We start from the raw sequence: 16,224 nt of genomic DNA on the forward strand, positions 1-16,224 counted from the left end.
CCGTGGCGGCTGCGACTGTGCCAAGCGAGCAGGGCCAGCCAAGCGCGCGCCGCACGCCATCGCACAGCAAAGAAAGCCGGGATGGAGAACCGCCAACCCAGATCCGGTACGGTCTGCATCGGCGAGCCTTGGCTGGCGAGGCGGTTATTTGGCTTGCGGCTGTACCTGATAGCAGGTAGTTGCCAGCAGGGAAGGCAGCAGCTTGGCGGCGGCATCGCGACCAACGGCGAATCGAGCCTTGTCGACTGACAACTGACCCGCCATCACCGGCGCGCTGATCGGCACGTTATTGATCACAATCACCACCGGCTGGCCCAGAAAGTCGCGCGAGGCCTGCTTCATCCTTGCGGCGGTGTCGGATTTGAGCGAGGCGTCAAGCAGGATGGCGTCGCGTTGGATGCGTACATTGCTCTCGGTGAAATCGCAGGCGGAGTCGAAACGCAGGATATGGCCGGTGATAACCGGCTTGGCCGGCTCATCGGCAAAAGCGGCGCTGGCGATGAGCAGCGCGGCAGCGGACAGCAGAAGGGATTTCATCGAAATGCTCCGGGAGGGCAGGGTTGAAGTCGCGGACATTGTACACGGATAAGCCGCCAGCGCCGGAGGGCAGCGGCATTGCAAGGCGGGAACGCGCAGGCAAAAAAAATCCCGCCGCAGCGGGATGCAAGGAGGAGGAGAAAATCTCTTACCAGAGCTTTGATCATAGTTTCTCTTCCGATCGTTCGATATCAGATGAATACGAAAAGGCGTTGCGCAAGGTTGTCCGCGACCGTGTCGAGAAACACGTCTCACAATCTTGAAGCGATGTAGACAATCTTACCGGCCACCGCGCGATCAGAAGGAGACCGACCGGCTGCGCTGCAACAGGCGCGCGCTGTTCTCCAGCGTCTGCCGCATGGTCTGGCTGATCAAGTGGATCGTTTCGGTTTCCGCGTCGCGTGTCTGCGCCGGCTTTGCCTGCGTGGCTGTTGAAACCAAGGTCGGAGTCGGGCGGGTCTGCGTGTCCATGTCATGGACTGGCACGGCCTCGGTCTGCACGGCTTGATTTTTCTGTTCCGGCTTGGCTTTGATCAAGGCAAGTTTGGCCTTGGCCTCCGCCGCCTCCATTTCATGCTTTTGCTTGTCTGCGCCGCGCAAGCCGGCGCTGGCGGTGGGGATGCCGCTTGCCGTAGTCAACGCCGCGCTGCCTATGGAAATCCCCAGCCCGGCGCTATGCAGCGCGCCCGTGGTGGCCACCGGCAGGAAGCCGCCGACGGCGATGGTGCCGACGGCAAGCGTCCCGCGCGCCAGCAAAGAGCCATAAGTGGCGACTTTCTTGGCGGCATCGGCGGAAGCGCCGCATTTCGTGGCCAGCCAATTCATGAAGTTGCCCAGCGAGTCGCCGCCCATCGCCATGCCTTCGCCGCCGTGCGCTTTGCTATACCAGTCGTAGCCGGCGCAGGCCACATCGCCCACCGCCATGGCAAAAGCCACGCCGGCCAGCGCCAGCAGCGGGATGCCGGCGCCGCCGGTCAGCCCGGTGACCAGGGCCGCGGCCACCAGCACGGCGCTGGCGGCGGCCAGGGTCAGCAGCTTGGCGAAGAAGCCGCGCTTGGCGATGTCTACGCCGCATTTTTTGGCTTCGGCGTCGGCCGTTTTGGCCTTGTCTTCCAGCTCCTCCAGGCTCAGCGCTTCCGGCCGGTTCTGGGTATTCGGTTGCGCAATGCCCAAGTCTTCAGGGGAGTCCAGCACCACGCCCGGCGAATTGTCGATTATCGCATTGCCATCCAGATGGCTGATGGATGGAGAGGAAAGCCTGCTGATTGATGGATTTTCCATGTCGAGATTCCTGATCAGTGGTTTAGGTCGTCCAGCATGTCTTCCGCCCGCTGCCGCAGCGGGGTGTAGCGCGGGTCCGCGTCAGCCTGGCCGTAGCACAGCGCGATGGTGGTATCGAGCGCGTCGCGCGCGGCATTCAATTCATCCATCGCCAGCAGGCATTCCGCGATGTGAAAGGTGGCGAAGGGATCATTGGCCTGCATCGCCACGCTATAACCGAAGAAAGTCAGCGCGTGGCGGAATTCGCCATGCCGCTTCAGCGCACAGGCAAAAGCGAACAGGAAGCGGCGGTCCAGCGGTTGCTGCAGGGCCAGAAAAGCGAAGTCGGCGGTGGCGCTGTCCAGGTCGCCGGCGCTCCAGGCGCGATAAGCGCGTTCATAAATGGCTTCGAGTTCAGCCGCGCTGTAGCCAGTGATATTGCCCAGCGTGGCGCGGCCTTCCAGCACCTCCAGGCAGCGTTGCGCGGCGGCCTCGGCCTGCTCGGCCGGCGTGGCAGTTAAGGGAATGTTCAGTGACGTCATACGGCTAAGACCTTTGAGCACCTTGCATGGGGCTAGAGTGTGATGGATGGGTGTGGGAACGGCTTTGGCAAAATGGCTCGGGTTTTGGCGATTCCGTCGTCGATGCGCCGCCGTCCGGCGCATATGCCGTCTCATGGGCTGGCATTGCGGCGGTGCGGTCGCCGATCAGCAAGCCATAGGCGCAAACATCGTGGCGGCTTGCCCCGTGGCGAAACACGCCGCGCAGCGTGCCCTCGTGGGTAAAGCCCAGTCTGGAGAGCAGCCGGCGCGAGGGATGGTTGTCGCTCAGCACCCAGCCTTGGATACGGTGCAGCGGCGCGCCCAGGCCGCCGTCAAACAGCCAGGGCAGCACTTCGGCCAGGCATTCCCGCATCAGGCCCCGTCCCCACCATTCGGGGCTCAGGGCGTAGCCCAGCGTCAGCACGCCGGCGCCGCGGTCCCAGTCGGTGAGACGCAGCACGCCAGCCAGCGCGCCCTGGCTGCCCAGGCGCAAGGCCATGACCCGCCCTTGCTCGGGAGTCAAGGCCAGCGCGGCATGGAACCAGCGTCTTGCCTCGCCCTCGTCGGCCAGCGCGGACAAACCCGTAGGGGCCGCCACGCGCGGGTCGGCATAGAGCGCGCGGTAGCGCGGGTAGTCTGCCTGCACCAGAGGCGTCGGCCGCAACGCGCTGGCTAGCGGCAGCGGTAGCGCAGCCATAGCTCGTCGTCCAGGCGCACCGGCTGCGCGCCTTCCGCCAGCATCAGTTCGGTCAGCCGGCGGCGCGTCCGGTCCAGCGCCGGGTCGCGCGGGGCGGGCAGGATCATGGCATCGACGTAGCGCAGCGCCGGCACGGCTTTGATCAGCCGCCGCAGCAGCGTCATCAGCGCGAGCACGGCCTGTCCGTCGGGCGCCTGGGCGGAAAAATCGCACAGCACCAGACGCTCGCCTTCCTGCCGATAGGTGAGGGCATAGCGCCCGGTGTCCACGCGCTGTCCCAGCATGAAATCGCTGCCCAGGAAGCTCTGCGGCGCCGGCTTCAGGCCATCGGCCTGCAGAAAGCGGGTGACATCGTCCATGATCCAGCCCCCTTACGACATGCGCACGCTGCTGGACAGGCGTTCGTGCGCCTGCGTCAGCGTGCTGAGGATCTCGCGCAGGTCGCTGGACACCTTGAGCGCTTTTTCCAGCGTCTCGTCGGCGCGCTTCAGCTGTTGCTCGGCCAGACCGTGCTGATAGTCGGCCTCGGCCTGTTTCTCCTGCGCCTCCCGCAGTTCCGGATTGACGGCGACGCCGACGCTGCCATCCACGATGCTGCCGATTCCCTTGCCGATATCGCCGGAGTGAGCCAGCCAGCTGCCCTGCGCCGCGCCGAAGGCCGACGCCGCGCCGGCCAGCCCCTGGGCGATGCCGGTGCCGATCTGCGCCCATGCCTGCTTGTTCTTGGCGTCGAATTCGGTTTCGATGGCCTGCATCCGGGTATCGAACGAGGTTTTCTGCATCTGGAAGGCGTTGTTCTGCTGAATCTGGTTGTATTGACGCAGCAGGTCGCGCAGCTTGCCGAACAACTGGCCCAGTTGCACCATCAGTTCGTTCAGCTGGCCGATGGCGTCGCCGCCTTGATTGCCGTCCACGCTGAGTACGGGCGTGCCGCCGTTGATGGCGGCTGCGTTGGTGTTTGCAATGGTGTTCATAGACTTCTCCTTGAAAGTCAGGCGATATTGGCGGCAATGCTGCTGAGCACGGCGCCGGTCTTGTTCTGGGCTTCCGAACCGGCTGCCAGGGCCTTGCCGGCGCCGTCCATCAGATTGCCGATGTCTTCCTTGGCGCGTTTTTTCAGCTTTTCGAACTCGTCGAGCATGAACTGCATGAAGTTGCTTTCCGCCATCAATTGCTGCACGACTTTCTGCAGCTCGGCGCGCTCCTTGGCGATTTCGCCCTGGAAGACGCCGTTGGCGCCTTGCAGGCTGGCGCGCGTCACGGCCTTGGCGGTGTTGGCGGCGCTCATCAGGCTGGCGTGGATCGCGGCTTTCACCACTTCGCGCTGCACCTCCTTGACCACGGCCTGCGTCAACTCCTTGGCCGTGGTTTCGGCGCCGGTCTTGAGGGCCTTTTCCGCCACGGTTTCCACGGCGCGGGCCACCATCTGTTCTATGGCCTGTTTGCTGAAGGCTTCCAGCAGATGGCCCTGTCCCAGGAAGCGGGTGGTCTGCTCGGCGATGTTCTTGGCGATCTGCTCCGACACTTCCGCCGCCACGTCGGAGGCCACCTGTTTGGCGACATCCTTGATGACTTCCTGCGCCACTTCCTTGCCTGCCGCGCCGCTGGTCTGCTTGATGGTGTTTTCCAGCAGCTCGCCGGCGCCTTTCTCCATGGCGGTTTCGGTGGCCTTGGCCATGGACTTGGCGGCCATGACGCCGCGGCCCACGCTGATGATGTCCACCATCATCCCGGCGATTTCAAAGCCCAGCTGGATCTTGCCGGCGATGTCGGCCACTTCCTTCCATTTCGCCGCGGCGTCGCCGTCTGAAACCAGGGCCATGGTTTCGGCGAACGCCTTGACCAGGCCCGAGCAGCCGGCCGCCAAATCCATGGCGCCGCCAGCCACGTCGCCGACGATGATCTTGGCCACGCCGCTGATCACCTCGGCCACCGAGACGATCCAGTCGACGATGGCGGAGAAGATGCCGGCTTTTTGCGCCTTGTTCTGGTCCTCTATCGATTTGTCTATCTGTTTGCGCAGATCTTCGTTCTGGCGCAGGCGCAAGTTCTCCGCGCCCTGGGTGCGGATTTCCAGCGCCAGCGACTTCAGATCGGCGTTGTCGCCCAGCGATTTCACGCCCAGCAGGGCGGCGGCCAGGCTCATCGCCTCCATCGGCGTGCGTTCCAGCTGAGCCAGTGTGATGGGCTTGCCGTCCACGCGCGGACCGAAGGCATCCAGAATCCGGTTCAGCGCGCCTTCGGCCAGGCGCAGCGATACCGACTCGCGCGGGCGCGGCGGCGATTGGAACGCATGTTCCTGGCTGCGTTGTTGGTCGCGCGGGCCAGGGGCGGCGAGCGGATCCAGCGCGCCCGCGCCTACCCGGCCGACGTTGCCGGCTGGCGGCGCATCTTCCGGGCGCCGGGCATCCACCAGGCCGGCTGGGGAGAAGTTGTCGATGATGGTGTTCATGCGTGTTCCTCTTGAGGGAGAAGGGCGGCCTGGCGCAGGACCTCGGCCTTGATCGCGGCGTGTTCCGGTTTGCCGGCGCACCACTTGAGCGCGGCGGCGAAGGCTTTGCCCGCCTGCTCGGGGTGGCCGGCCAGCTGGTGGCTGAGTCCGGCCAGATAGGCCGGGCGCGGGTCATCCAGCCGCAACAAGCCGGCTTGCCCGAAACTGAACACGGCCTCTTCGTGTTCGGACAGGCGCTGGCAGGCGAGGCCCAATGCCAGCCAGTAGTCGAATTGCCAGTGCGACAGGCGGGCCAGCATCAGGTAGAAGCGCTTGGCCCCCGCATAGTCGCCGGCGTCGAACAACTGGCAGGCATAGGAATAGACGCTGTCCAGATCGGCCGGGTCCAGATTGACCAGCGCCTGCAGCGTGCCGCCCTGATTGAAGAAGTCGCGCACGGTATCGAGGTCGTCTTGCTCGGTCATGTCCTTCTCCTTCTTGGCTTTAGCGGATGTTTTGCGAGATGGATTTGTTCATCTCGGCCAATAGCGACTGCATGCTGTTGATCAAACTGACGCAGACGTTGTAGGACTGCATGGTTTTCTGGATTTGCAGCTGGGCCTGGGTGACGAAGTCGGAGCAGCGGCCGGAGTCGGTTTCCAGCGCGCCCTTGATTTCATTGAGCTGGCCTTTGTCCAAACCGCTGGAGGATTCGGCCAGCACGTCGGCGATATGCTGCATGTGCTCGCGGCTGATGTTCTGGTAGCTGCGCTGACCCACTTCCGGCAATCCCCAGATGTAGTCGGCGCATTTCTGGCCATCCACCTTGATGCCGTGCTCATCCATATAGCTGACCACGTCTTGCCAGCTGTCCGAGCGCATCCCTTCCGGGCCGGCCTGGGCGATTTTCTCGCGCAGCTTGTCCAGAAACGGCAGGGCTGGGTTATTCGCTTTCAAGTAGTCGTCGATGGATTTGCCGCCCACCGCGATGTTGTGATCCTTCAGGTACTGGATCACCTCCGGCGGCAGCGGCGCCTTGTCGCCGGCATTGGCCAGCTGTGAGAGGATGGCGTCCACCTGGTTGGCGGCTTGCTGGGAGTCGCGCGCGCGGTCGGCCTTGGCGCTCATCTGGTCGTATTTGCCTTGGGCAAGGTCGGAGAACAAGCTCATGAACTTGTACAGCACCGAAATGCCCTGTGACATGATGGAATCGCCCTGGCCGGCCTTGCGGTCGACATAGGCGCCGTAGTCGGGGTTGGCGGAAACCCCCCCGATTCCGGCGAAGCTGCTTGCTATGCTCATGGCGCGCGTCCTTAGCGGATGTTCTGGGCGATGGACTTGTTCATTTCGGCCAGCAGGGACTGCATGCTGTTGATCAGGCTGACGCAGACGTTGTAGGACTGCATGGTCTTCTGGATTTGCAGCTGGGCCTGGGTGACGAAGTCGGAGCAGCGGCCGGAGTCGGTTTCCAGCGCGCCCTTGATCACGTCCAGCTGGCCTTTGTTCAGGCCGGTGGCGTTGCCTTGGTCGTCGAATTTGCAGCCTATGCTCTTCAGGTAGTCGTCGATGCTGCCGCTTGTGTTCTTGCCGTCGTTCTGCACCGTGACGCTGATGTTGTGGCTTCTCAGGTAGTCAATGACTTCCTTGGGCAGGCTGCCTGTGCTGCCCGCATCCTTCAGTTGGGCGATGATGGAGTCCACCTGGTTGGCGGCTTGCTGGGAATCGCGCGCGCGGTCGGCCTTGGCGCTCATCTGGTCATACTTGCCCTGGGCGAGGTCCGAAAACAAGGTCATGAACTTGTACAGCACCGAGATGCCTTGCGACATGATGGAGTCGCCTTGGCCGGCTTTGTTGTCGACGTAGTTGTTGTAGTCCTGGTTGACGATGGGCGAGCTGCTGGCGAAGTTGGTGGCGAATGTCATGATGAAGTTCTCCTGAATGGTCAGATGAAGTTGCGGCCCAGCATCGGGCCTGCCTTGCGAGCGGCGGCGGGCTTGTCTGCTCCGCCGCTTCCCGCTTGCTTGAGCGATTCCTCAAGCGATTTGAAATTGCCCTGCAGGCTCTCCACGCACTGGGACAGCCGTTGATTGAGCGGGGCCAGTTCGCCTTGCATGGCGCGCGACAGGCGCTCCAGCCGCTGGCGCGCCTGGACATCCTGCGGCGCGCGTTGTTTGAGCGCGGCGATTTCCTGCTGCAGAAGCTGAAAAGCCTGTAATTGCTCGCCCAGCCCTTGCTGGCGTTTCTGCAGGTCTTGCATCAGGTGTTGCAGCGGGTGAATAGCGGTTTGGCTCATCGTTTATTTCTCCCTTTATTGGGTAGGTTTGCCGGATGCTAGGCCGGTCCTTATGGCTTAACTTTCGAAAAGTGGCGCTTTCTTTGGTGTTTTGCCGGCATGTTTTTCATGCGTTTCGGTATTCATTTTTATCCGTCAAATACGGAGGCGGGATAAGGTGAATACCTGAAATGGCGACGCTGAAAAAGGGAAGAGGGGCGCTATTTGAGGCGGGTTTTTTATATTGCTTCGGCGATATGAAAAAGCCGCAAGAGGAGGTTTGACAGGGTTTGGCTGTTTCAACGCTTGGGAGCGTGATTGCGCTGCCATTTTCAGAAGGGAAATGGTTTTGCTTGTGTCATATATTCGACGGAGCTGGTCAAATTCTGAAACATCAACATATTTTCGAAAGATGCGGCATGGCTCATGGGATAGAGAGTGGCTTCCATGCATATGCTATTTTGAATCGCCAGGCAGTCAGAGAAAATCATGGGGCAAGACATGGATTTCAAAGCGACTTCTTCCGCTGCCCAGACCAATGAAATTCGCGCTGGCATGAATGAATGGCCCAGAATCCTTTATCTTTCAAAAGCGGTTTAAATCTTGAGGATGAGAAAAGCCGCGTTCAGCCATTGCCGGCTGTGCGAGGCCGGCATCCGCATGATGGCGCAGGACGCTTCGGCCAGATCAGCCGCGTCTATGACGCTTTCTGTTAGCAGTTGCCGGTGCCGCTGACAAAGGGCAGGAGTCAACTGCTCGGTCCGATCGCGGACAGTCGTTTTTTGTTGCGCGGCATGGCCGCTCGGCAAGCGTCAGCAGTTCTGTCCCTGCGCTTCGCCTGCGCGCGAGGCGATGCGCACCGTCCAGCCGTCATCGAGCCGCAGCAGCTGTCCCAACGCCAAGGTTTTGCCGTGCCGAGTCAGGTGCAAGGCGGGGTAGGCCGCGGCGCGCGGGAATAGCTGGGCTTCCGGTCCCCAGGCCGCCAGATCGAGGGCAGAGAAACGGGCGCGTCCCGCTTCCACCACAAGACGCCATTCGCCCGCGGAGGGTTCTCCCAGCGGCAGCGCGGCGCCATCGGCGACGGCATCGCCAGACTCCCGCAATAGAATTCGCCCCGGGCAGGCCTGGGGGTGCAGCCAAAACGCATCCAGCGAGTCTCCCATGCCGATGATGGGGAGGGCGTCGCCGACGGCGACATCGGCCCAGTCTGGCTCAGTCAGCACGCACCATCCCAGGGCCAGCGCCAGCTCATGCTCGCCTTGCGGTGATGGCTGCAGCGCCGTAAGCATTGCCTGCAGCCAGCCCGCCGACGCCTGTTCCAGGTACAGCGGCAGGCGGCGTGATCCCATGCTCAGCGTCAATCTCCAGCCTGGGGGCGGCGCGGCGCCGTTCTCGACCGCGGCGGCAGCCAGGCCCGGCAGGCCCGTGGTCTGCAGCCATCCATCCAGCGGCGACAGGGTCCAGGCCGCCAGCAGAGGCAGCAGTTCCGCATCGATCGGTCCGCGGCGCGGCACGGCCAGCTGCGGCTGCAGCCAGTCGCGCCATTCCGTTTCCGGCACCCAGAAGGCCAAGTCTTCGCCATCGCTGCGGGCGGTCAGCCGCAAGCCGTCGCCGCTAGGCTGGGCGAAGTCGCTGTCGAATCGGCAACCATCATGTTCCGCGCTGGCGCCGATGCGGCTGAGCTCAAAAAGACTAAGCGTGGCGGGCAGGCATTCATTGCTCATGTTCGACCTCCAGGGTGACGTCCACGCCCAGCGCCGCCGATAGCGCAGCCTCCAGATTGCGCCTCTCCCTTTCCAGCCGCGCCGCCAGCGCGCCTGGCGGCGCGGACAGCCGCAGGCCCAGTCCGCCTCCCCGCCAGCATGCCTGCACAATCAGTCCAGCCAGCGGGCCGCTGCTGGCGCGCAAGGCGAGCGTCTGCTCGTCAAGGGATTGTGGCGGCGCATGGGGAAGGAGCGTTTCCGCCCTAGGGGGCAACTTGCTGGCCACGGGCGGGCCAGCGGGCGATTCCGCTTCGTTCTGCGCGAGGGGAGGCTGCGGCTGGGGCGGACGCTGCCAGGGAATGGCCATATCGGGGTGCGCCTGAGCGTCATCCAGCAGGGCGCGGAAGCGCCTGGCGTCATCCTGATGCGGCGCATGGGCGTCATGCTCTCCTTGCCCGCGCGACGAGGGGCGGCTATTGGCGCTATGGCTTATGGGTGCGTACATGGTGATGCCTCATCGTGTTGGCGATTGCCGTGGCGGCCTCAATGCTTGTGCTGGTGTTCGGACTCCAGCAGCAAGACGAGTTTTTCCTGTTCACGCAAGTTGCGGCGCAGCAGGCTGTCTTGTTCGGCGCGCGCTTGCGTGAGCAGCGCGCGCTCCGCGGCCAGGGTTTCCAGTTCCCGCGCCAGGGCTTGATCTTCGCCTTCGAGTTTTGCCAGCGAGGCGCGCAGCCGTTCGAGTCCGTGGTGATCGAAGCAGCCGCTTTGCCTGGCCAGCGATCGCCATTCTTGATACAGCGTGTGGCGGCGCGCGTGCACCGCATCCTGGCGCGCGCACAGCGCCAGCTCCTCGTCGGCCAGCCGGGCGAGCGCGGCGCGCAGGCTGCGTTCGCGGCGGCGTTTGACGTCCAGCAGCTGATTCAACATGGCAGCCCCACGGTTTCGGCAAGTTCGGCCAGCATGGCGTCCAGACGGACTTGCTCATCCACGCGTTGTCGCAGCAACTGATTGATGCGCGGACGCCGCGCCATGGCATCGTCGGCATCGGCATCCTGTCCGGGGCGGTACTCGCCCACCCGCACCAGCAGCTCTATCTCCTGCCATGCCGACAGCAGCTGGCGCAGGCGGGCCGCGGCCTCGCGGTGGGCCGGCGCCGCCACTTGATGCATGACCCGGCTGACGCTGGCGAGCAGGTCTATCGCCGGGTAGTGGTTGGCCTCGGCCAGTTTGCGCGACAGCACGATGTGGCCGTCCAGCAGCGATCGGACCTCTTCCGCCAGCGCATCCGCCTTGTCGTCCATCAGCACGGTGTAGAAGGCGGTGATGCTGCCGCGCGCGGCCGGGCCGGCGCGCTCCAGCAGGCGCGGCAGGCGCGCGTACAGGCTGGGCGGATAGCCGCCGGCGACGATGGGTTCGCCGGCCGCCAGCGCGATTTCGCGCACGGCGCGGGCGTAGCGGGTGAGGGAATCCACCAGCAGCAGCACGTTCTTGCCCTGGTCGCGGAAGTGCTCGGCGATGGCTGTGGCGGTGGCGGCCGCCTTCAGCCGTTCCAGCGCCGGACGGTCCGAGGTGGCGACCACCACCACGCTGCGTTGGCGCGCCTCGGCGCTCAGTACGTGCTCCAGAAACTCCCGCACTTCGCGTCCGCGCTCGCCGATCAACGCCAACACCACGACGTCGGCGTCGCTGCCGGCGGCCAGCATGCCCAGCAAGGTGCTTTTGCCGCAGCCGGCCGGAGCGAAGATGCCCAGACGCTGCCCCACGCCGACGGTGAGCGCGGCGTCGATGGCGCGCACGCCCATGGGCAGCGCGGTATCGATGACGCTGCGTTGCATCGGGTCGGGCGGGTCGCTGTCGATTTCCCTGCGGCTGCTCGCCGGCGGGGCCGGCAGACCGTCTATCGGGCGGCCCAGCGCGTCGACGACCCGGCCCAGCATGGCATCGCCGACGCCGATATCGGCGCGGCGTCCACTGGGCCGCACCAGCATGCCGCTGCACAAGCCGACGGGCTCGCGATACGGCGACAGCAAGGCCTCCTCGCCGATGACGGCGACGACCTCCGCCGGCTCTCCGTCGGGCAGGGCGCATAATTCTCCCAGGCCGGCGCCGGGCAGGTGGGCGCGCAGCAGCGTGGCGCCGACTTCGGACAGCCTGCCTTCCAGCCGCCCTGCGCGGCCCGTCTCCAGTTGCGGCGGCTCGATGGCGTCCAACACGGCGAAGTAATCAGGCAGCCGCATGGGCGTCTCCTATCAGTTCCACATGGCCCAGAACCTTGAGTTCCGCCTCGTCCCCCAATTCCTGGAATGACAGGACCGGCACTGAGAACAGGTCGCGCTCGATCAGCTTGCGCACGAAGCGGCGCACGTCGATCGCGGTGACCAAGGCCATGCCCGCTGCGCCGCTTTTTTCCAGCGAGGATCGTATCTCGCCGATGATGGCCTGGTTTTCCTCCGTGCTGAGCGCGGAGTAGGAGCCGGCGGATGTCTGGCGAATCGATTCGCGTATGGTCTGCTCGATATGGCCGCCGATGACCCAGGCGCTGATCCAGGGTTGGCCGCGGCGCTGGCGGCCGACGATATGGCGGCGCAGCGCCAGCCTGGCGTACTCGGTCAGCATCACCGGGTCTTTTTCGCGCGGCGCCCACTCCACCAGCGCCTCGAACACGGCGCGCAGATCGCGGATGGACACCCCTTCGGCAACCAGGCGCTGCAAGACATCGGCCACGCGGCCCACCGGCAGCTGCCGCTGCAGTTCCTTCACCAGCTCGCCGTAGCGCTGCTCCATCTGGTCCATCAGATAGCGGGCTTCCTGTACGCCTATCAGCTCGGCGGCGTAGCGGTCCAGCGCCAGCGACACCAGATACACCACGCGGTCGGCGTCCCGATACAGCATGTGTCCCAGCGCGGCCAAGCCGGATGCCTGATCCGGCGCAATCCACTGCAGCGTGATGCCGCCGAATGGCAGCGCGTCGCGCGCGGCGGCCTGCGGCAGCGCGGGGCTGGCCGCATCGAGCAGCAACATGGGGCGCAGTTCCAGTTGCAGCACCGGCTCCTGATACAGCAGGAAAACCATCTGGCGCGGCGGCAGGCTGGCGTCGGCCTGCAGCAGGATTTCCGGCAAGGGCAGGCCAAGCTGTTCCAGCTTTTGTCCCCGCAACTCGCTCAAGCTGCCTGCAAGCGCGCCGCCCTGGGCCAGTTCCGGGTGGACGCGCAGCAGCAGCGGAATGGCGCCGATGGCCGGCGCGGCGTCTGCCGAATCGCTGCCGTCCGCGCTGTCCGCCGCATGGCCGGATGAGGCGTCGCGCCCATCCCGCAGCGATACCCACCAGGCGGTGCCGGCCACGGCGGCGGCCAGCGCCAGGAACACCACGACGGGAAAGCCGGGCAGGCAGGCGAACAGCGCCAGCACCGCCGCCACGATCCACAAGGCCTGGCGCTGGCGCAGGATCTGCGAGGACAGTTCGGCCGCCAGGTTGCGCCGCGTCTCGCCCGGCACGCGGGTGACGATGATGCCGGCGGCGATGGAGATCAGCAGCGCGGGAATCTGCGCGATCAGCCCGTCGCCCACCGACAGGATGGCGTAGGTGGAGGCGGCCTCGCTCGCGCTCATCTCATGCATGAACACGCCTACGCAGATGCCGCCGAAGATGTTCACGAGGATGACGATGATGGAGGCGATGGCGTCGCCTTTGACAAATTTCATCGCGCCATCCATGGCGCCGTAGAGCTGGCTTTCCTTCTGGACCAAGGCGCGTTCGCGCTTGGCCTGCGCCGCGTCGATGATGCCGGCGCGCATATCGCCGTCTATGCTCATCTGCTTGCCCGGCATGCCATCCAGCGAAAAGCGCGCGCTGACTTCGGCCACCCGTTCCGAGCCCTTGGTGATGACGATGAATTGCACCACGGTGATGATGGCGAACACGATCAGGCCCACCGCCAGATTGCCGCCGACGGCGAAATTGCCGAAGGTGTAGACGATCTCGCCGGCGTCGTGTTGCAGCAGGATAAGGCGGCTGGTGCTGATGGTCAGGGCCAGCCGGTATAGCGTGGTGATCAGCAGCACGGCGGGGAAGGCGGAGAACTCCATCGGCTCGCGGATATACACCGCCATCATCAGCAGCGTGATGGACAGGGCCAGGTTGATGGCGATCAGCACATCCACCAACAGGGTGGGCAGCGGCACGATCATCATGAAGATGGCCATCAGCAGCATGGCCGCCAGCACCACATCCTGGCGCGACTGCAAGCCATGCAGCCAGTCATTGATCTTTTTCATGCGAGTCCTCCATGACGCGGTCTAGCAATCGGCGCTGCTGGCGGGAAATGCTTGCCCATTGTTCGGCGCCGCTGTCCGGCGGGGCCGTGGCGGCCAGCCACACGCGGCCTTGCGCCAGCCAGGTGCGTAACGGCACGCCGTTGCACGCCTCCGGCTGCAGCAGCGCCAGCAGTTTGTGCAGTGTGGCCTGTCGGCGCGGCTCCGCCAGGGGGCGGGACAGGGAGAGCAGCGCCCGGTTGTTCAAACGCTCAAGATGAATGGAGTCCGCCTCGTGACGCAGAGTCAGTCTTTCCTGTGCCGCGACATCGCGCGCCTCCAGCAGCCGCAACCACAGCTCGGTTTGTCGTTGCCATTGCAGATACATCTCATCTTCCTTGTGCGGGATGGTTTGATCTTGCGTTGCGGGAGCGGGGGCGAGTATCGGGTGAACACCTGATGTCTATGCATCTTTGATGAATGTTGTGTGAAGGGCACTGTCGGGGGCTGAATGGTGGCGCAATCCGGCGGCTTATTTATCCATGGATTGGGTATGCAAAGACAATCCACGCAGGATGTTGCCGCCGGGATATAGTGTTGAAAATGATTCTGCGTGATATAGCGGAATCATCGATATTTTCTGGTGGTGTTGAATTTAATGGCGTGGGGCGCCGTGCGCTGTGTTCTCAATGTTGCGTATTGAACGAGGTGTTGCTATTTAAGTGATTGTGCATGGTATCCGTATCTAGATTAACTGCGGCATGTTCCAGTTCTTCTATCTTCAAGGGTGATGTCAGGTAGATGGCTCGGTAATCCTGAGGATCTTGATGGATCATGGATGGATCTATTTTATTTTTGGGGATTCTGAAAACAGTGACGACGCCACCTTCTTTTTTGTATGAGGCATAGTCTTCTACTGCGCCAGGCATGCCGGTTAGGTAGAGTTTTCCCGTGCAGTTGACTTGAGCTTCCTGATAAGAGGATCGCACGTAGGCCAGGCTGGTAATTCTATATAAGAAATCATCTTTTTTGATAGCGGCAACCATTTCTTTTGCTTTTGTTATCGAAGGTTTTTTATCCTTGATTTCTCCTGTCAGCTCTTTGCAGTATCCAGCGCCTTCGCTCGGCATTTTGGATATGAGTGCTTGATATTCCTCGGTGTATTGTGATGAGGCGTGGTGTTGGCTGAAAGATTCAATAAAATACTCGTGCTGGTCAGCATAGTATTTTATTGACATGCCCATAAAATTCTCCATGACGGTTTTTTTTGCGGTTTCAAAACTTTCGAATGAGAGCATAAGCCGCGCCATTGCAAGCATTTTCTTGTCCATGGTGTGCTCGGATAGGGTTGCGCCTTCCGTCACAGTTTTGGCATTTCCTGGCTGCAGTCCACCGCTTTCCATGATTGATTGCACCGCGCTTAATCGCGTGACATGGTAATAAAAGTCATCGGCGTGTCCAGCATAAGGAGGGGCGTCTAGTTTTTTGAAAACGCTGGTTTCGTGGGTGGTGTTGTTCCCATTAAGATTATTTGCCCTGAGGAAATGGCTGATGGTTCCAATTGGGTTTTTGCATTCCATTTTAATTCCTTTGGCATGGATGGGTGGAGGCTCCGCAAGCGAGAGGTGCACGTGTCAGCGAAAGTGATCGTCTATGATCTGGATGGGCGCAAACTGTCGGACCACGGGGGCGGAGTCCTGATGATCGATGACTTCCCAATCCTCCAGCAGCTTGCTTTCGTCGATATCCGGCGCTTTTGGGGCCGCGCCGGTCTGATAGATTTGCACCACATTGGCGCTCTTGCCTGGGCCGTAGTGCTTGTCGAAGTTCTGTCTGTCCTTCGGTGCATCCAGGTTGTAACGCTGTCCGAACTGGCCATCGATCACCATGGCGCCCATATCAGTGCGCACCAGATTCATGGCGTGGGCAAAACCCTTGTCCCGGACCGGAACCATGATGATGTTGCGGCTCCCTTCCTGGCTGTGTTGCAGCAATTGGCTGGACAGGGGCTGGTCCGGGTCCAGCGAGAAACAGGCGTAGTGATCTGGCGAAACGTTTTGCGGCAGTCCGCCCTGAGTCGTGCTTTCCGCCACCCAGAAATCATCGATCTGGCCGCTTTCCAGCGCGGCAAGATTCTTCTCCACCGCCTTGCTGCAGATGACGCAATTCTGGTTGAGCGCGCCGCTGGAAAAATAGCTCCAGGCGTTGCTGAGCATGCCTTTGATTTGATGCGGGTTGGTGTGCTTGGCGATGAAATCGAGCGAGGCGCCTATGCCTTGTTCGGATTTGCTGCGGAATTCTGCCGTCCGGTATGTTTCGCGGGCCAGGCCGTCATGGAAACTTGGCGCGTCCGTGATCTTGTCCAGCATCTGCTCCTGCTGCGATAGGGAGAGGTCGGCGATTTCGAAGTCGTCATCGCGGGTTTGATGCAGCGATGTCGGAGAGGGATTGAAACCAAGCATGATGCGCGCTCGCAGTTGTGGAAACTGGGCCAGTATGCTGATGGGTCAAACGATATGCAGTCCGGTAAA

The 16,224-nt window shown here is 62.8% G+C and carries 19 protein-coding genes; all 19 read right to left on the reverse strand.

Annotated elements, in window-relative coordinates; genetic code table 11:
• Nucleotides 1-144 precede the first annotated feature (144 nt).
• Nucleotides 145-537: a hypothetical protein gene (locus QUG01_RS04695; protein ID WP_500829108.1), complete on the reverse strand. Its 393-nt coding sequence runs from the start codon at nt 535-537 to the stop codon at nt 145-147.
• Between the two features lie 297 nt (nt 538-834).
• Complete coding sequence (locus QUG01_RS04700) at nt 835-1,818, reverse strand: hypothetical protein (RefSeq protein ID WP_500829109.1); 984 nt, start codon at nt 1,816-1,818, stop codon at nt 835-837.
• Between the two features lie 14 nt (nt 1,819-1,832).
• The gene (locus QUG01_RS04705; RefSeq protein WP_500829110.1) at nt 1,833-2,339 is read right to left on the reverse strand and encodes a SycD/LcrH family type III secretion system chaperone; all 507 of its coding nucleotides are present in this window, start codon (nt 2,337-2,339) and stop codon (nt 1,833-1,835) included.
• 4 nt (nt 2,340-2,343) lie between these two features.
• Entirely contained in the window at nt 2,344-3,036 is a 693-nt protein-coding gene (locus QUG01_RS04710; protein WP_500829111.1) for a GNAT family N-acetyltransferase, read from the reverse strand.
• A complete protein-coding gene (sseE, locus tag QUG01_RS04715; protein ID WP_103319707.1) occupies nt 3,012-3,395 on the reverse strand; it encodes a type III secretion system effector protein SseE in 384 nt (127 codons plus the stop codon). The genes QUG01_RS04710 and sseE overlap by 25 nt, the downstream gene beginning before the upstream one ends.
• Before the next feature lie 12 nt (nt 3,396-3,407).
• Nucleotides 3,408-4,010 carry a type III secretion system translocon protein SseD gene (gene sseD / locus QUG01_RS04720; RefSeq protein WP_500829112.1) on the reverse strand — a complete coding sequence of 201 codons (603 nt, stop codon included), beginning with the start codon at nt 4,008-4,010 and terminating at the stop codon, nt 3,408-3,410.
• 17 nt (nt 4,011-4,027) lie between these two features.
• Complete coding sequence (gene sctE / locus QUG01_RS04725; protein ID WP_500829113.1) at nt 4,028-5,488, reverse strand: type III secretion system translocon subunit SseC family protein; 1,461 nt, start codon at nt 5,486-5,488, stop codon at nt 4,028-4,030.
• Nucleotides 5,485-5,952: a SycD/LcrH family type III secretion system chaperone gene (locus QUG01_RS04730; protein ID WP_500829114.1), complete on the reverse strand. Its 468-nt coding sequence runs from the start codon at nt 5,950-5,952 to the stop codon at nt 5,485-5,487. The genes sctE and QUG01_RS04730 overlap by 4 nt, the downstream gene beginning before the upstream one ends.
• Nucleotides 5,953-5,971: 19 nt before the next feature.
• Nucleotides 5,972-6,769: a hypothetical protein gene (locus tag QUG01_RS04735; RefSeq protein WP_500829115.1), complete on the reverse strand. Its 798-nt coding sequence runs from the start codon at nt 6,767-6,769 to the stop codon at nt 5,972-5,974.
• An 11-nt stretch (nt 6,770-6,780) separates the two neighbouring features.
• The gene (gene sseB, locus QUG01_RS04740; RefSeq protein WP_043628926.1) at nt 6,781-7,389 is read right to left on the reverse strand and encodes a type III secretion system translocon protein SseB; all 609 of its coding nucleotides are present in this window, start codon (nt 7,387-7,389) and stop codon (nt 6,781-6,783) included.
• A gap of 20 nt (nt 7,390-7,409) precedes the next feature.
• Nucleotides 7,410-7,760 carry a hypothetical protein gene (locus QUG01_RS04745; protein WP_500829116.1) on the reverse strand — a complete coding sequence of 117 codons (351 nt, stop codon included), beginning with the start codon at nt 7,758-7,760 and terminating at the stop codon, nt 7,410-7,412.
• Nucleotides 7,761-8,551: 791 nt separating this feature from the next.
• Complete coding sequence (locus QUG01_RS04750) at nt 8,552-9,463, reverse strand: type III secretion system protein SepQ (RefSeq protein ID WP_500829117.1); 912 nt, start codon at nt 9,461-9,463, stop codon at nt 8,552-8,554.
• Nucleotides 9,453-9,947 carry a hypothetical protein gene (locus QUG01_RS04755; RefSeq protein WP_500829118.1) on the reverse strand — a complete coding sequence of 165 codons (495 nt, stop codon included), beginning with the start codon at nt 9,945-9,947 and terminating at the stop codon, nt 9,453-9,455. The genes QUG01_RS04750 and QUG01_RS04755 overlap by 11 nt, the downstream gene beginning before the upstream one ends.
• 38 nt (nt 9,948-9,985) lie before the next feature.
• Nucleotides 9,986-10,369, reverse strand: a complete 384-nt coding sequence (locus QUG01_RS04760; protein ID WP_500829119.1) for a hypothetical protein — start codon at nt 10,367-10,369, stop codon at nt 9,986-9,988.
• Nucleotides 10,363-11,679, reverse strand: a complete 1,317-nt coding sequence (locus QUG01_RS04765) for a FliI/YscN family ATPase (protein WP_500829120.1) — start codon at nt 11,677-11,679, stop codon at nt 10,363-10,365. The genes QUG01_RS04760 and QUG01_RS04765 overlap by 7 nt, the downstream gene beginning before the upstream one ends.
• Entirely contained in the window at nt 11,666-13,717 is a 2,052-nt protein-coding gene (locus QUG01_RS04770) for an EscV/YscV/HrcV family type III secretion system export apparatus protein (RefSeq protein WP_500829121.1), read from the reverse strand. Before QUG01_RS04770 ends, QUG01_RS04765 begins: the two co-directional genes overlap by 14 nt.
• A complete protein-coding gene (locus QUG01_RS04775; protein WP_500829122.1) occupies nt 13,701-14,081 on the reverse strand; it encodes a hypothetical protein in 381 nt (126 codons plus the stop codon). The genes QUG01_RS04770 and QUG01_RS04775 overlap by 17 nt, the downstream gene beginning before the upstream one ends.
• Before the next feature lie 298 nt (nt 14,082-14,379).
• On the reverse strand, nt 14,380-15,273 hold the full coding sequence (locus QUG01_RS04780; RefSeq protein ID WP_106077203.1) for a hypothetical protein: 894 nt from the start codon (nt 15,271-15,273) through the stop codon (nt 14,380-14,382).
• A 54-nt stretch (nt 15,274-15,327) separates the two neighbouring features.
• The gene (locus QUG01_RS04785) at nt 15,328-16,155 is read right to left on the reverse strand and encodes a hypothetical protein (protein WP_500829123.1); all 828 of its coding nucleotides are present in this window, start codon (nt 16,153-16,155) and stop codon (nt 15,328-15,330) included.
• Nucleotides 16,156-16,224 lie beyond the last annotated feature (69 nt).

Source organism: Chromobacterium sp. CCUG 76385, assembly GCF_059916625.1.

What these genes read in the sequence shown, in the direction of transcription:
- QUG01_RS04695 (WP_500829108.1), bottom strand. Translation starts at nt 537, where the DNA reads ATGAAATCCCTTCTGCTGTCCGCTGCCGCGCTGCTCATCGCCAGCGCC.
- QUG01_RS04700 (WP_500829109.1), bottom strand. Translation starts at nt 1,818, where the DNA reads ATGGAAAATCCATCAATCAGCAGGCTTTCCTCTCCATCCATCAGCCAT.
- QUG01_RS04705 (WP_500829110.1), bottom strand. Translation starts at nt 2,339, where the DNA reads ATGACGTCACTGAACATTCCCTTAACTGCCACGCCGGCCGAGCAGGCC.
- QUG01_RS04710 (WP_500829111.1), bottom strand. Translation starts at nt 3,036, where the DNA reads ATGGCTGCGCTACCGCTGCCGCTAGCCAGCGCGTTGCGGCCGACGCCT.
- sseE (WP_103319707.1), bottom strand. Translation starts at nt 3,395, where the DNA reads ATGGACGATGTCACCCGCTTTCTGCAGGCCGATGGCCTGAAGCCGGCG.
- sseD (WP_500829112.1), bottom strand. Translation starts at nt 4,010, where the DNA reads ATGAACACCATTGCAAACACCAACGCAGCCGCCATCAACGGCGGCACG.
- sctE (WP_500829113.1), bottom strand. Translation starts at nt 5,488, where the DNA reads ATGAACACCATCATCGACAACTTCTCCCCAGCCGGCCTGGTGGATGCC.
- QUG01_RS04730 (WP_500829114.1), bottom strand. Translation starts at nt 5,952, where the DNA reads ATGACCGAGCAAGACGACCTCGATACCGTGCGCGACTTCTTCAATCAG.
- QUG01_RS04735 (WP_500829115.1), bottom strand. Translation starts at nt 6,769, where the DNA reads ATGAGCATAGCAAGCAGCTTCGCCGGAATCGGGGGGGTTTCCGCCAAC.
- sseB (WP_043628926.1), bottom strand. Translation starts at nt 7,389, where the DNA reads ATGACATTCGCCACCAACTTCGCCAGCAGCTCGCCCATCGTCAACCAG.
- QUG01_RS04745 (WP_500829116.1), bottom strand. Translation starts at nt 7,760, where the DNA reads ATGAGCCAAACCGCTATTCACCCGCTGCAACACCTGATGCAAGACCTG.
- QUG01_RS04750 (WP_500829117.1), bottom strand. Translation starts at nt 9,463, where the DNA reads ATGAGCAATGAATGCCTGCCCGCCACGCTTAGTCTTTTTGAGCTCAGC.
- QUG01_RS04755 (WP_500829118.1), bottom strand. Translation starts at nt 9,947, where the DNA reads ATGTACGCACCCATAAGCCATAGCGCCAATAGCCGCCCCTCGTCGCGC.
- QUG01_RS04760 (WP_500829119.1), bottom strand. Translation starts at nt 10,369, where the DNA reads ATGTTGAATCAGCTGCTGGACGTCAAACGCCGCCGCGAACGCAGCCTG.
- QUG01_RS04765 (WP_500829120.1), bottom strand. Translation starts at nt 11,679, where the DNA reads ATGCGGCTGCCTGATTACTTCGCCGTGTTGGACGCCATCGAGCCGCCG.
- QUG01_RS04770 (WP_500829121.1), bottom strand. Translation starts at nt 13,717, where the DNA reads ATGAAAAAGATCAATGACTGGCTGCATGGCTTGCAGTCGCGCCAGGAT.
- QUG01_RS04775 (WP_500829122.1), bottom strand. Translation starts at nt 14,081, where the DNA reads ATGTATCTGCAATGGCAACGACAAACCGAGCTGTGGTTGCGGCTGCTG.
- QUG01_RS04780 (WP_106077203.1), bottom strand. Translation starts at nt 15,273, where the DNA reads ATGGAATGCAAAAACCCAATTGGAACCATCAGCCATTTCCTCAGGGCA.
- QUG01_RS04785 (WP_500829123.1), bottom strand. Translation starts at nt 16,155, where the DNA reads ATGCTTGGTTTCAATCCCTCTCCGACATCGCTGCATCAAACCCGCGAT.